This is a genomic window from Flintibacter muris (assembly GCF_943192995.1).
GTDB classification, from domain to species: Bacteria; Bacillota; Clostridia; order Oscillospirales; family Oscillospiraceae; genus Lawsonibacter; species Lawsonibacter muris.
In genome coordinates this window covers 71979-85639 of record NZ_CALPCP010000011.1, presented here as the reverse complement: position 1 = coordinate 85639, position 13661 = coordinate 71979, and the positions used below count along the sequence as shown (strand labels likewise).

The window sequence follows — 13661 nt, the reverse complement described above, 5'->3', positions numbered from 1 at the left end:
CTGGCTCACAGGGGGAATTTCTTTATTTTTTCTGCTCGTAGAAGGAATTTTTGCCGGCCAGACGGCGGTTCAGCCGTTCATCCAGCTCCACAATCCGCTCCAGCAGGCGGCGGGCAGCGCCTGCCTGGCTGTGGTAGGTGGTCTCCTCCTCCCCCTTGGGGGAGGCCCCCTGACCAAGAGCGGATACCCGCTCCCGATCCTCCGGGGACAGGCTCTCCTTTTTCATGTTGATGGCCTGTTTCAGCTCCTGCAGCTGGACCAGAGGGTCCTCCCGCAGGGCCAGCAGCATGCGCACCGACACATCATCACTGCGGTCCAGCGCCTCGCCCATCTGCCGGCTCAAATCCATCACCTCAGACAGGCAGTTATACTTTTTCCGCTCCAGCACGGCCAGATCCAGCCAATCTCCCTTTGTCATGCCCGGCGCTCCTGCCCGCCGCTGTTGCGTTCTGCGGCGCGGAAGGTGTCCCGCATATCGGCCAGCATGGGGCGCAGCCGCTCCAGCTCCTTCTTGTTTCTGCCGATTTTGACACGCCCCAGCTCATAGGTAAAGTAGTCGTACATCCGGCTTAAATCCCGGCTGATGGGATACTGGCGGTCCAGCGTCTCATCCAGGTAGTTGACAATATCGGTACAGCGGTCCAGCGCCGCCTCAAAGGTAGGCCAGTCCTGCTTATCCCAGGCAATAGAGGCCAAGGTGCTGCGTTTGACCAGCTCATCATAGAGCAGCAGCAGCAATTCCCCCGGGGTCATAGAGTTGATGGACTGCTGTTTATATTGCTGATAACCTCTTGCGTCCATGTACGATTATCCTTTCTTGCGGCATTAGCCGCCCATCATGCCCGCCAGGGTGGAGCTCTGGGAGTTCATCTGCTGAATCAGCAGCTCCAGGCGGCTGAACTGGCTGGTGTAGCGCTCTACCTGGCTGGTCAGCTTATCCTGCCATTTTTCAATCTGCGTGTTGTAGTTTTCAATTTCCTTCTGCCACGCATTGTTCATCAGGGACAGGGAGCTCAGGGAGCTGCCGGCCTGCTGAATCAGGATACCCTTGGGCTCGCCGGTGGTCTTGGCGTAGGTATCCAGAGTGTTCTTCATGCTCTGCATCACGCCGTTTTCACCGGTAAAGGTCTCAGTTACCTTCTCCGGGTCGCTTTCCAGGGCGGCGCGCAGCTTATCCTCGTCCAGAGTCACGGCCTGAACGCCGTCACTGATGGAATAGCTGATGGTGATACCCATAGAGCGCAGGGCCGCCTCGTTTGTGCCGGCAAAGGCGTTGCGCATCTTGTCATAGAGGGCGGACAGGTTCCGGTCACCGAAGAGGATACCCTGTTTGGCCTTCTCCTCGTAGCGCTCGATGGCGCTCTCCGACATGCCGGCCCGGTCGTCTTCGGTCAGCGGCTCGTAGCCGGCAAAGGTGCCGTCAGACTTCTGGTAGGGCAGGGTGGAGTAGGCCGACTTGATCTCGGCCATCATGGTGTTGTAGTCGTCGATCATGGTCTTCACGGCGTCCACAATCTTGTCGGAGTCGGTGGTGCTCTTAAAGGTGACGGCGTTTTGAGGCTTGCCCGCACTGGTCACGGCGTCCTCCTTGCCGTCCTCGCTCTTGTAGCCGTCGAACACGTCCTTCATGGTGATGGACAGCCCGTCGATGGTCACCGTGTTGGAGCTGCGGGTCATCTCCTTCTGCTCGCCGTTGACGGTAACGGTAAACTTGGCGTCCTGGCCGGGGGTATAGGAGATATTGGGGGCGTAGCTGGTGTCGAACTTCACCTCGTCGCCATCCCGATCTGTTATATTGAGCTCAGCCTGCGCGCCGCTCTTTTTGTCCTTCGCCTCAATCTGGCCTGTGTATTTGTTGTAGGCAAAGGTATAGTCTGTATTAAGCGCAGACCCGTTCAGCTGATCCACCACGTCTCCAAGCGTGGTATCCTTTGTGATATCAAATTCAATGTGGCTGTCTCCGGGTATCGCAAATGTGAACTTCGCGCTATCGCCGTCTTCCAGCCAATCAATGCCATAGGCGTCGGCAAAGCTGCTGCTGCTGTGGTCGATGACCTCAGTCGAGCCGAACATGGCCTGGGCCAGGCCCTCGCCAAAGCTGATCTCGCTCTCTACGCCGGTCTCCTTTGAAGTGAACAGGAAGTTCTTGGTGGTCTGAGAGTAGCTGACCTGCATAGCGGCCTCGGAGTTGCCGTTAATGTCGGACATGACCTCGGCCAGGGTGCTGTTCTTGGAGTAGCTGCCCACCACTACGCCGTTGATCTCAAAGTCGTACATTGGGTCGCCATTGTCGTCTGTGCGCAGGATCTTATTGCCGTTTTCATCCAGCTTATACTTGCCGTTTTCGTCCCGCTCATAGGCCTGGGTCATGTTCTGGCCCAGCTTGTCTCCCAGCAGCTCACCCAGAGTCTTGCTGGTGTTGAGATAGCTGGTGGCCGTCTTGCCGATACCCAGGGCACTGCCCACGTCGGTATTGATAATCAGGTCGGAGCCCTCCTGCACGTCAAAGCGCAGCTTGAGGCTGTCCCCTGTCTCATCAGCGTTTGTCACGGTGATCTTGCTGCCCTTAAAAGCCTTCTGCACCGCCTCGTTCAGCGCCTTGGTGTAGTTATCCGCGTTCAGCTCTGAGATGTCATTGCCGTTGGCATCCTTGAGGGCGTTGCCGTCAGCATCCACCAGCTTGCCGTCCTTAATGGTGGGCATGGTGATCTGCTTGGTGGTGCCGTCCAGGCTCAGATTCATGGTCTTACCGGACAGATACTCCGAATTTTTTACATCCTGGGTCAGGCTGTCGCGCATGCCGCCGGACAGACTGAAGGAGGTGGGCCGAGTCTCGCTGGCGTCTTCCAGGTCCAGCCCCAGGACGCTGGCCACATTGCCGCTGGCTCCGGAAATATACAGCCCGTTGCCCGCGTTGCCCAGCTCACTGAAGGAGATCTGCCCGTCATTGACATCAACCTTAATGCGCTGATTGGCGGTCTCCGCGACGCCGCTGCTAAAGGTAATCTTTTGGTCGGCCAGCTTCTGCTCAATGAGCTTGCCCAGAGCCTCATCCTCGCTGATCCCCGCGTTTTTCTCTTTAATCTCCTTCAAAGCCTCAACATCCTTCACCTGGTTAAACTGGATGCTGACGGTTTTGGTGCCGTAGGTCAGTGTCAGGCTGCCGCCCAGCTTGCCCAGCTCGGTGGTGCCGTTAATCAGGTCAACGCCCTCTTCGGCCTCAATGCTCTTGCCGTCTCCCGCCTTGAGATTGCTGGAAGTCCGGTACTGGGCGGCGGTGGCCAGCTGAGACACCCGGTCCAGGGAAATTTCGCTGTTGGTCTTGCCGCTGGCGGACACCCGGTCGGCAAACAGGCCCAGGGTACTCACCTTCACGGCGCTGTTGAAGAAACTGGGGGAGGCCAGGTTGCTGCTGGAGGTGTAGGAGGTGTACTTATTGCTGAACCCCACCAATTTGCTGATAATGCTCCGGTAGGCGTCCTGCTTCCACTCCACCTTGGTTACCTTCTGATTCAGCGTATTAATTTTTGTTTGATAGCTTTGAACCAGGCTTTCGATCATGCCTTCTGTGTCCAGGCCGCTGGCCAGGCCGCTGATCATGTTCGCGCTGTTCATCAGACTGCTGACTGTATTGCTGCTTGTTGCTCCGCTAATAGAGGCCATAGTAATCGCTCCTTCCGTCTTGTATCTGTATTCTAACGGTTTTTTATTGAAATTGAACGCAAAAATACTCTGTACTTTTTTATCGGCATGTAGTATGATTAAGTTAATAGCTCTCAGAGAAAGATTTTAATGGGAGGAGATCGTTTGTCCGCTATCATCACTATCACCAACCAGAAGGGCGGCGTGGGAAAAACCACCACGTCCAGCGCCCTGATGGACGGCCTGCACAGCAGAGGCGCCCGGGTACTGGGCGTCGATCTGGACCCCCAGGGCAGTCTGGGTTTCTGCCTGGGGTTGGATATTGAAAACTGTGCCACTATCTACGACGTATTGAAGGGCGCTCAGAGTATTAAAGACGCCGTTATGGAGTCTGACTGCGGGGATATCCTGCCCTCCAACATCCTGCTGTCTGCCGCTGAGCTGGAATTTAACCGGCCCGGCCGGGAGTTTTTGCTGAAAAACGCCCTGGCGGAGGTGGCGGAGGACTATGACTATATCATTATCGACACGCCTCCCGCCCTCAACGTGCTGACGGTAAACGCCTATGTGGCCGCCGACGGCCTGGTCATCCCCATGGCCCCGGAGATACTCAGCCTGCTGGGCGTGTCTCAGATCCGGGAGACTATCGATACAGTCCGCCGGTGCTACAACTCCCGCCTGCGGGTGCTGGGCATTGTGCTGAACAAGTTCAACCAACGCTTTACCCTCAACCGTGAGGTGCTGGAAATGACTGAGCAGATTGCCCAGCAGCTGGACACCAAGGTGTTCCAGTCCCGTATCCGCTCCGGCGTGGCGGTGGCCGAGGCCCCCGCCCACGGGGAGAGCGTACTGTCCTACGCCCCGGAGTCCAAAGTGGCCCGGGACTTCCGGCTGCTCATCAACGAGATTGCCCGTATGTACGACCCCACATTCCCTAACTCCTGAAACTTCGGAAAGGAGCCGTTTTCATGGCTGCAAACAAGAAAAATGCCAAAGGCAACAAAACCGCCCATGTATTAAACCTTCTCACCGCCCCCGGTGCCCCCAGAGAGGGCGCCCCCGCCGGCGAGGAGACTTCCCCGGCAGAGGCCGCCACGGAACCCTCCACCTCCGCGCCCTCCCGTCCTCTGCTCCCCCCCATTCTGGAGGTGGCCCAGGCCAATGACGACAATCTGTCCCAACAGATCCAGCGTGCCCTGGAGGAGGAGCTGGAGGAGGAACCCGCCGCCCAGCCGGCGGCTCAACAGCCCACACAATCTACCATTGAGGAGGTGCCCCCAGTGGCATCGGAACTGCCCATCACACAACAGCCCCCCGCGTCCCCTGCCACCTCGGCCGGCAAAATGAGTCAGGATGAGATCGAAAAGCTCCTGGCTGCCGCCAACGCCCCCGTAGACGAGCCCGCTCCCGCCCCTGTGCCCGAACCGCCCGCGCCCTCTGCACCCTCCGGCGGCAAGATGAGCCAGGAGGAGATCGAAAAGCTGCTGTCTGCCGCCAACGCCCCCGCAGACGAGCCCGCTCCCGCCCCTGTGCCCGAACCGCCCGCGCCCTCTGCACCCTCCGGCGGCAAGATGAGCCAGGAGGAAATTGAAAAGCTGCTGGCTGCCGCCAATGCCCCCGCAGACGAACCCGCTCCCGCCCCTGCGCCCGAACCGCCTGCGCCCTCTGCACCCTCCGGCGGCAAGATGAGCCAGGGGGAAATTGAAAAACTTCTGGCCGCCGCCAATGCCCCCGCGGAAGAGCCCGCCCCTGCGCCCGAACCGCCCGCGCCCTCTGCACCCTCCGGCGGCAAGATGAACCAGGAGGAAATAGAAAAACTTCTGGCTGCCGCCAATGCTCCTGTGGACAAGCCCGCCCCTGTCAATGAGTCCGTTCCCGCCCCTAAGCCAGCCCCCAACCCCCAGGAGGAAGAGGATGTGTCTTACACAAACATCATGGAGGTGCTGGTGGAGGAAAAGGCTCCGGGATATATGAAAAAATTCGGTCTGTGCACCTGCAAGCAGTGTCTGGCGGATGTCAAGGCCCTTACCCTTACCAACCTGGTGCCCAAATATGTGGTGCTGTCCAAGCTGGACCGCATTCCCATGCTCACCGTCTACGAGGGCCGCTTTAACTCCACCATTTTTGCCCAGCTCACCCGTGCCTGTAAAACCGTTATGGACCACCCCCACCACAACCGCAAAGAAGATTGACTTTACAATAAACGCCTGCAAAATGAAGACACCCCATTTGCTGGAACCCGGTTAACAATCCAGCAAATGGGGTGACGCCAAGACAGGGGCCAATTCCGGCCCGGACTGCCTGCTGCGGGCAGACGCAGAATATAAATCGTCATGTAAAGCAGGCAGTTCCAGATATTATCAGAGTGCGGATGACGGACAGCCGCGAATGGTATTTATCAAAGTATAAATGAAATGCAGGAGATAATTTCGGGAAAATCTCAAATTTATTATCCGCACCAGTTTCTGACACTTTTTCTATTCGACACAAAATCGCGAGGAAAAACGCGCAAAAACGGCAGGAACAGCAAATAAAAACACAAGGGGCGCAAAAAGCGTTCCTTGTGTTTTTTGTTGGAATGCTATGCAGCCAGTTAATTGTTTTCCCATGTCAAGTATGCTACTATTGATAAAAATTGTATTTTATTTTGTCCCCTGCCAGCTATTCAAGTTCCATATTTTGCACTCCATACCTTAGAATGATGTTGATAAGCTCATTGCGCGAACGGTTTGTTTCCGCCGCAATTTTGTCCAGTGCGTCAAGGATATCTACTCTAATCCGAATGGTAATAACCTTGTTCCCATCCTCGCCGCGCCTCTTAATCTGTAATGAATTATAGCTTGACAAAGAGGTACAAAGTACAATGCAATTAGATATCACTAAAGATATCAGTTTACATTACAGGAGGTATCAAAGAAAAACCACACAGATGGAAAAGGAGTACTATTAAAGAAGGAGAATTGGTTATGGATGATAAAATGAATGTTAATTCTGAGCAGAAGGAAAGTGTTTCTATGGTTTCCCCAGATGATAAGACGAATGCTGCTCCAGCAGCCAAAGGCGGCGCGGGAAAACTGGCAGCATTAATGCCAAAATTCGCTAAGAATAAGCTTGCCATCTTGGGTGTAATCGCCGTTGTAGTCATTGCCGTTGCATTTGCTTTCCTCCATAAGTCTAAATTTGAAAAGGTAAGAGACGAGTGCCTTCACATTGCAGGTATAGTTAGCGGAAGCGGCAACTATTTTACCATTGATACATATCCCGATACATACGAAAACATGGATGATGCCGTGGTGGCCCTCCTGCTTCCCAGCACACAGGAGAATGCACTGAAAGCAATTCGATATGCAAACGAACAGTTAGGTTTTAATGGCTCTGTATACTCCAAAATGATAAAAACCACCGCCTTAATGGGGCGTCAAAGCGAGGAAAATGATAAATACAAAGTATCTTGGACCTATCATCCAGATAATGGCCTTGAAGTGACATACGAAAAGAAGTAACGGCGATATAGCAGGGCGGCACGTCAACGTGCCGCCCTGCAACTGATCGAAAAAGCCTGCCAGCTTTCATGTTAAAACACGTTACCGCCACAAAATCACGGCGGACGCGGACGAAAACGGCGGACGCGGCGGTGGTTGTTCCTCGTAGCCAAAGCAAGCGCGGCTTTCCAGTAGCCGCGCTTGCTATTTCTGTTCAAAGTATCTTGAAAAATCGTGTATCACATCAGATATTAACGATAACTCCTTTATTTCATACCCATTTAGTGTTTTCATAATCCGTGCAATCTCTAAATCGCGCTCTGTCACGGGAGAATTGCTGCTAATGCTTTTCTTTTCGGCGCAGGCCCCTAACAAATAGTCGATAGACACATTGAGTGTAACACCTAAATTGAAAAGTGTATTCAATGCGGGGGCCTTGCGTCCGGCCTCTATTTCCCAAAGGTAGTTTCTGGATATTCCCACCTGTTCTGATAACGTTTCCAACGTCAGGTTAAGCCGTTTCCGTTCCGACTTGATTTTGCTGCCCATAAGAGTTAAATCCATAGTATTACACCCTCGACTGCCTTATTGATAGATTTTACAGCATACAGCCAGAAATTAAACACGCTAATTGATAGAAATATAAAGATTTTTCTTGCAATTAGCATTAAATCAGAGTATAATCAGTTTTGGTGCGTGACTGTTAGCAAGACCATGACAGATAGATAAAAATAACCCATTAGACGTGGGAGAATGAAAAGGAGCGAGACTATGTATTGCAGAAATTGCGGGAATGAAATGAACCAAAATGCGGTTGTATGCGTAAAATGCGGAGTATCCAAAGGTACTGGAAATTTCTATTGTCCACACTGTGGGAAAGAAACAAATCCAGTTGCGGCTGTATGTTTAAGCTGTGGGTGCTCTCTTGCAAATACAAACGCATCGGAAAACGCTAAGTCAAAATTGGTTGCGGGTCTGCTTGGGATTTTTCTGGGCGGTTTGGGAATACACGATTTTTACCTTGGAAATACCAAAAAAGCCATTATCCATATTCTGCTTGCAACAGTAGGGGCTTTCGTCTTCGTGGGGCCGGTCATTTCTGGAATTTGGGGCCTGGTCGATGGCATTTTTATCCTTACCGGAAAAATTTCTGTTGACGCAAACGGTAACGCTTTGCGAGATTAAGTATTGGGGCGGCACGTCAACGTGCCGCCCCTCAGCTGATCGAAAAAGCCTGCCAGCTTTCATATTAAAACACGTTACCGCCACAAAATCACGGCGGAAACGGACGAAAACGGTGGACGCGGCGGCGGTTATACCCCATGTAGAAAGGGCGAAGAAAAAGGGCGGGTTTCCCCGCCACAAGGTTAAACTTCATCATCCCTAATGTACTTCATAATGTCCTCTACCTCACAATCCAGTATTTTGCAGAACATTTCTATTGTGTGAGTGCTGACGCTTTCATTTCTCTTTAATCTGGTGATTTGCGCAGGGCTGATGTTGTACTTTTTTATCAGTGCATATTGCGAAATGCCTTTTTCCTTCATGACCTTCCACAAGTTGTTGTAAGAAATCATAACATTCAAGCCTCACTTTCCACTTGAATGTTAAAGGAAAATGATGTATAATCAGAATAACCAATATCGGTTATTATTCGTGCAAAATAAAGTAGGAGGAAACAAGAATGAAAAAACTTTTAGTACTCGCACTTGCAGCGGCTCTGGCCCTCTCGTTGGTGGCCTGTGGTGGTGGCGGTGACACAGGGGACACGAATACACCCAGCGGCGGGAACGGGGATATAACAAGTATAGGCATTTGTAGCGCACCAATGGACGGCCATAGTCAGCACAGAAGATCAGGCCCCGCAGGATATTGGGGATCGTCCCCAAGGCGTCATGACATCCAAGCCGCTCCTTATAGGCGCTGCTGGCCTCTACGGCCATTTTCTGAACCGCACGGAAGGTTTCTTCATCCACCAGCGGCTCATGGGTGTCGCGGACGATCACCCACTCGGATTCCGGCACATAGTAGGGCTTTTTCCCCTCGGAGAAGCCGGACCGCTTGCGTCCCTGGACCATGTGACCCAAGTAGACCTCGGCGGTCAGGACTTTTTTTACGGAGGCTATGGTCCACCGGGAATTGGCATAGGATTCGCACTTTGCCGCCCCCTTCAAGCAGAGATACCGTCCGGGGGAAGGGACTTCCTGCTCATTCAAGGTCCGGGCAATCCGCTGATAGCTCATCCCCGTCAGACGCAGGGAGAATATCTCACGCACCACCGGCGCAGTCTCCGGGTCCGGCTCAATCCGGTGGGCATTACCGGCACACTTCTGGTAGCCGTATGCCGCCCATGAACCGATGAACTCTCCTTTCTGTTGCTTGGTCGAAATGGCCGGAAGAATCTTCCTGGATATGTCCTTGCTGTAAACGGCGTTCATGATGTTTTTCAGCGGCACTATGTAGCCGTCCTGGGTCCGCTCGGCGGTCAGCGTGTCAAAATTGTCGTTGACGGCGATAAACCGCACGTCCAAGAGCGGGAAAATCCGTTCCAGATAGTTGCCGGTTTCCCGGTAGTTGCGGCCAAACCGGGATAAATCCTTCACCACAATGCAGTCTACCTTGCCAGAGCGAACATCCTCCATCATCCGTTCAAACTCCGGGCGGTCAAAGTTCGTTCCCGTCCGTCCGTTGTCGCAGTAAAGGTCATAGAGCCGCATATCCGGCTGGCCGTCAATGTAGCTTTGAATCAATTCCCGCTGTGTGCTGATCGTGTCCGCTCCGGGCTTTCCGCTGTCCTCTACCGACAAGCGGGCATAGCCGCCCACCTGATAAATCCGGCGGGGCTGTTCCGCTTGGACAGCTACCGGCAGGACGGGATTGACCTTGCGTTTCGTCCGCGCCATTTCAGACCGCCTCCCTTCCGGGAAGGGTTCCCTGGGCCTGCCGCAGCAAATCCATCTGCCAGTGAAATTCATCGTGCCAGCGGTAGACGATCTCCACACGGCGGTCACGGAAAATCAGGATACGCTCAATCAGCGATACAATGATGGTACGGTCCAGAGCGTCAATGTTCTGGTGCTTGCGGAACTGCTCCATCCAGCCCCGGCCCTCCGAAAAATTGCCCATTTCCCGGCTCATTTCCTCTTGGATGGCCTCGGCCTGTTCCTCCGCCTCGGCACGGCGGCGGGAGTAGGTCTTTTTCAAATCCTGGTATTCGTCCCGGTCGATCACGCCGTCAGCGAGGCTTTCATAAAGGGAGCGCAAAAGGGCCTGATTGCGGTCGATTTCTTCCCGTTTCTTCTCCAAACGGCCTTGCAGCTTTCGCATACCCGCTTGCTGAAGCTGGGCCGTGTCGGTCAGTTCCAGCAGGTCAGAGAGGTTGATCACATCCTGGATGTATCTTCTCAATGCGTCCAGCACGATCTCATCCAGCGTTTCCACCCGCATGGAGTGGGAGAAGCAGCGCTTTTCGTTCTTGTGCGCGGCGCACACATAGTACACATACTTCTTCTTGGCGGTGGGGACGGTTTTTCGTATCATGGCCCCGCCGCACTCGCCGCAGTAGACCATGCCGGAGAACAGCTCCACCGCCTTGCCGCTGACGCTGGTGCGCGTATCCAGGGCAAGCACCTTCTGAACGCTTTCAAAGTCATAGCGGTCAATGACCGGCTCATGGCAGTTCTCCACCACCGCCCATTCTTCGCGGGGCTTCACCACCAGCCGCTTCACCCGATAGCTGGGGGTGGTCACGCGCCCCTGCTCCAACACGCCGATGTAGACCGGATTTTTCAGAATCCGCAGCACCATCCCGGCATCCCACACGGATTCCTCTTTCAGCCGGAAGGACGTAGAGTAGCGCATCCCCTGGGACCGCTTGTAGTCCATAGGCGTGGGGATGCCCGCCGCTGTAAGGCGGTCGGCAATATCGCCCGCGCTGATTCCTTCCAGCTTCCACTTGAACATATCCCGTACCACACCGGCGGCGTATTCATCTACCAGCAGGCGGTGGCGGTTCTCCGGGTCCTTCCGGTAGCCAAAAACAGCAAAAGAGCCGATGAAATCTCCGCGCTGGCGTTTGATTTCAAGCTGGCTCCGTGTTTTCACCGAGGTATCCCGGCAATATGCCTCGTTGAACACAGGTTATTGGGGAAAGGGAAAGCAAACAGGCAAAAATCCAGTATTCATGCGGGTTTGCGGCGAGATGGCTCTCAAAAGCTAACCTCACAAAAGACAGATTATTGCACAATCACATATCGTTTCTAAGGGAGAATGTTGATTCCGGTCACATTCTCCCTTTTTTCATACCAAGAAACGAGGTGATTATCTTGAACACGCAAATCATCGCCATCGCCAACCAAAAGGGAGGTGTGGGCAAGACCACAACCTGTGCCAACTTAGGGATTGGGCTGGCGCAGGCCGGAAAGAAAGTGCTTCTCATTGACGGGGACCCGCAAGGGAGCCTGACCATCAGCCTGGGCAATCCCCAGCCGGATAAGCTGCCCTTTACCCTCTCTGACGCGATGGGCCGTATCCTGACCGATCAGCCGGTCCGCCCCGGCGAGGGGATTCTGCGCCACCCGGAGGGTGTGGACCTGATGCCGGCGGATATTCAGCTGTCCGGCATGGAGGTGTCGCTGGTAAACGCTATGAGCCGGGAAACGATTCTGCGGCAATATCTGGACAGTGTAAAGGGGCAGTATTCCCATATCCTCATAGACTGCCAGCCCTCCCTGGGTATGCTCACCGTCAACGCGCTGGCCGCCGCCAACCGGATCATAATCCCCGTCCAGGCGGAGTATCTGCCCGCCAAAGGGCTGGAACAGCTGCTCTCTACGGTAGCCAAAGTCAAGCGGCAGATCAACCCGAAACTGCAAATAGACGGTATCCTGCTGACGATGGTGGACAACCGCACCAACTTTGCCAAAGAGATTGCCGCCCTGCTGCGGGAAACTTACGGCAGCAAAATCAAGGTGTTTGGCACTGAGATTCCCCATTCTGTCCGGGCAAAGGAAACCAGCGCGGAGGGCAGGAGCATTTTCGCCCATGACCCAGGCGGCAAAGTAGCCGAAGGCTACGCAAATCTGACCAAGGAGGTGTTGAAACTTGAAAAGCAGCGCGAAAAAAGTAGAGCTGGCATCGGTCGATGATCTGTTTTCCACCGAGGAAAGCCGCGCCGACGCGGGGCGGGAAAAGGTGGTAGAAATTCCTTTAAGCGAGCTGCACTCGTTCAAGGGACACCCCTTCAAGGTCAAAGATGATGATGCCATGATGGAAACAGCGGACAGCATCCGGCAGTACGGCGTTCTTGTTCCTGCTATCGCCCGTCCTGACCCCAGCGGCGGCTATGAGCTGGTAGCCGGACACAGGCGGCATCGGGCCAGTGAACTGGCAGAGAAAGAAACCATGCCGGTCATTGTCCGGGATTTGGACGATGACGCCGCCACGATTATCATGGTTGACAGCAATTTACAACGGGAAAGCCTGCTCCCCAGCGAGAGGGCCTTTGCCTACAAGATGAAATTGGAGGCCATCAAACATCAAGGAGAACGGTCGGATTTAACTTCTCGCCAAGTTGGCGAGAAGTCCAGCACTTCTATTCAGCTTGTCGCAAATCAAGCTGGTGAAAGTCAAAGGCAGGTGCAACGCTACATCCGCCTGACCGAGTTAATCCCCGAACTGCTGAACATGGTGGACGAGAAGAAAATTGCCCTGAACCCGGCCTATGAGCTGTCCTTTCTCAAAAAAGAAGAACAGACACAGCTTTTGGACGCGATGGACAGCGAACAGGCCACCCCCTCCCTTTCCCAAGCCCAGCGGCTCAAGAAATTCAGTCAGGAGGGGCATCTGTCCATAGATGTAATGCGGGCGATTATGGGCGAGGAAAAGAAAAGCGATCTGGACAAGCTGACGTTTACCTCCGACACCCTGCGGAAGTATTTTCCCAAAAGCTACACCCCTGCCCGGATGCAGGAAACCATCATCAAACTGCTGGAACAGTGGCAGAAAAAGCGTCAGAGAGATCAGGAACGCTGAAAGGAGCGCCTATGAGAGATCACGTTGCCAGGGAGTTAAAGGGCCACAACATACTGGCTGTGGAACGGTTTCAGGATAAGACCCGCTGGATGGTGGAGTTTTCCGTCCTGCGGCCCCGTACCGCCTACGGCGCACCCGGCGATGAAACGCGCCTGTTTCTGGACGAGGACGGCTATCAGGCCGTTCTCGCCAGCCAGAAACGCCGGGACATCAAAATCAAACGGTATGCCCGCGTCATTGAGGGGCATATCCTGGACTTCAAGCCCAAAAAGAAACGCCACCCGTAAACCCGACAAATTGAGAGGAAGGAATGAATATGTGTACCGTTAAGGAAATCAGAGAAGCCATCCGGGAGGACTGCCGCTCCCAGCGAAACATGGAAACCATTGAGATTGACCGGATTTTTCAAACCCTGACGTTTCCGCAGTTAGAGAGCCTGTTTGACAAACCGCCCATGCCGCCGTTTTTTCACCGGTACAGGCAGAAGTCAGCCAGCAAATGAAC

General features: G+C 54.2%; 16 protein-coding genes. 8 read left to right on the top strand and 8 right to left on the bottom strand.

All coding sequences use genetic code 11. The features are described from left to right. Window positions 1-22: 22 nt before the first annotated feature. From NFS22_RS10960 to fliD, 3 genes are read right to left on the bottom strand one after another with little or no spacing between them, the layout of a single operon-like run. On the bottom strand, window positions 23-418 hold the full coding sequence (locus tag NFS22_RS10960; protein WP_251317803.1) for a hypothetical protein: 396 nt from the start codon (window positions 416-418) through the stop codon (window positions 23-25). Then, window positions 415-801 carry a flagellar export chaperone FliS gene (locus NFS22_RS10955; protein WP_251317802.1) on the bottom strand — a complete coding sequence of 129 codons (387 nt, stop codon included), beginning with the start codon at window positions 799-801 and terminating at the stop codon, window positions 415-417. The genes NFS22_RS10960 and NFS22_RS10955 overlap by 4 nt, the downstream gene beginning before the upstream one ends. Window positions 802-825: 24 nt before the next feature. Further along, complete coding sequence (fliD, locus tag NFS22_RS10950; RefSeq protein ID WP_251317801.1) at window positions 826-3663, bottom strand: flagellar filament capping protein FliD; 2838 nt, start codon at window positions 3661-3663, stop codon at window positions 826-828. Between the two features lie 144 nt (window positions 3664-3807). Between fliD and NFS22_RS10945 the strand changes: the two genes are divergently transcribed. Beyond that, on the top strand, window positions 3808-4587 hold the full coding sequence (locus NFS22_RS10945) for a ParA family protein (protein WP_251317800.1): 780 nt from the start codon (window positions 3808-3810) through the stop codon (window positions 4585-4587). A gap of 23 nt (window positions 4588-4610) precedes the next feature. Further along, entirely contained in the window at window positions 4611-5834 is a 1224-nt protein-coding gene (locus NFS22_RS10940; protein ID WP_251317799.1) for a late competence development ComFB family protein, read from the top strand. A gap of 469 nt (window positions 5835-6303) precedes the next feature. On the opposite strand, the gene NFS22_RS10935 is transcribed toward NFS22_RS10940, so the two are convergent. Next, on the bottom strand, window positions 6304-6522 hold the full coding sequence (locus tag NFS22_RS10935) for a ribbon-helix-helix protein, CopG family (protein ID WP_251317798.1): 219 nt from the start codon (window positions 6520-6522) through the stop codon (window positions 6304-6306). An 86-nt stretch (window positions 6523-6608) separates the two neighbouring features. Between NFS22_RS10935 and NFS22_RS10930 the strand changes: the two genes are divergently transcribed. Further along, window positions 6609-7145, top strand: a complete 537-nt coding sequence (locus tag NFS22_RS10930) for a hypothetical protein (RefSeq protein WP_251317797.1) — start codon at window positions 6609-6611, stop codon at window positions 7143-7145. A 183-nt stretch (window positions 7146-7328) separates the two neighbouring features. On the opposite strand, the gene NFS22_RS10925 is transcribed toward NFS22_RS10930, so the two are convergent. Continuing rightward, entirely contained in the window at window positions 7329-7688 is a 360-nt protein-coding gene (locus NFS22_RS10925) for a helix-turn-helix domain-containing protein (protein ID WP_251317796.1), read from the bottom strand. A gap of 207 nt (window positions 7689-7895) precedes the next feature. Between NFS22_RS10925 and NFS22_RS10920 the strand changes: the two genes are divergently transcribed. Further along, on the top strand, window positions 7896-8309 hold the full coding sequence (locus NFS22_RS10920) for an NINE protein (protein WP_251317795.1): 414 nt from the start codon (window positions 7896-7898) through the stop codon (window positions 8307-8309). Between the two features lie 182 nt (window positions 8310-8491). On the opposite strand, the gene NFS22_RS10915 is transcribed toward NFS22_RS10920, so the two are convergent. The 3 genes from NFS22_RS10915 to NFS22_RS10905 are packed head-to-tail and all read right to left on the bottom strand — an operon-like array spanning window position 8492 to window position 11228. Then, a complete protein-coding gene (locus tag NFS22_RS10915) occupies window positions 8492-8701 on the bottom strand; it encodes a helix-turn-helix domain-containing protein (protein ID WP_251317794.1) in 210 nt (69 codons plus the stop codon). Between the two features lie 51 nt (window positions 8702-8752). Next, window positions 8753-10027: a recombinase family protein gene (locus NFS22_RS10910; protein WP_251317793.1), complete on the bottom strand. Its 1275-nt coding sequence runs from the start codon at window positions 10025-10027 to the stop codon at window positions 8753-8755. A 1-nt stretch (window position 10028) separates the two neighbouring features. Beyond that, the gene (locus tag NFS22_RS10905) at window positions 10029-11228 is read right to left on the bottom strand and encodes a recombinase family protein (protein WP_251317792.1); all 1200 of its coding nucleotides are present in this window, start codon (window positions 11226-11228) and stop codon (window positions 10029-10031) included. Between the two features lie 221 nt (window positions 11229-11449). Between NFS22_RS10905 and NFS22_RS10900 the strand changes: the two genes are divergently transcribed. Genes NFS22_RS10900 through NFS22_RS10885 form a run of 4 tightly spaced genes read left to right on the top strand, consistent with a single transcriptional unit; the run spans window position 11450 to window position 13659 of the window. Then, window positions 11450-12271, top strand: a complete 822-nt coding sequence (locus NFS22_RS10900) for a ParA family protein (RefSeq protein ID WP_004081473.1) — start codon at window positions 11450-11452, stop codon at window positions 12269-12271. Then, window positions 12228-13157: a ParB/RepB/Spo0J family partition protein gene (locus NFS22_RS10895; protein WP_251317791.1), complete on the top strand. Its 930-nt coding sequence runs from the start codon at window positions 12228-12230 to the stop codon at window positions 13155-13157. The genes NFS22_RS10900 and NFS22_RS10895 overlap by 44 nt, the downstream gene beginning before the upstream one ends. A gap of 11 nt (window positions 13158-13168) precedes the next feature. Next, window positions 13169-13444, top strand: a complete 276-nt coding sequence (locus tag NFS22_RS10890) for a DUF5720 family protein (RefSeq protein ID WP_004054662.1) — start codon at window positions 13169-13171, stop codon at window positions 13442-13444. Window positions 13445-13473: 29 nt separating this feature from the next. Next, window positions 13474-13659: a hypothetical protein gene (locus NFS22_RS10885; RefSeq protein WP_016322379.1), complete on the top strand. Its 186-nt coding sequence runs from the start codon at window positions 13474-13476 to the stop codon at window positions 13657-13659. Window positions 13660-13661: the final 2 nt, after the last annotated feature.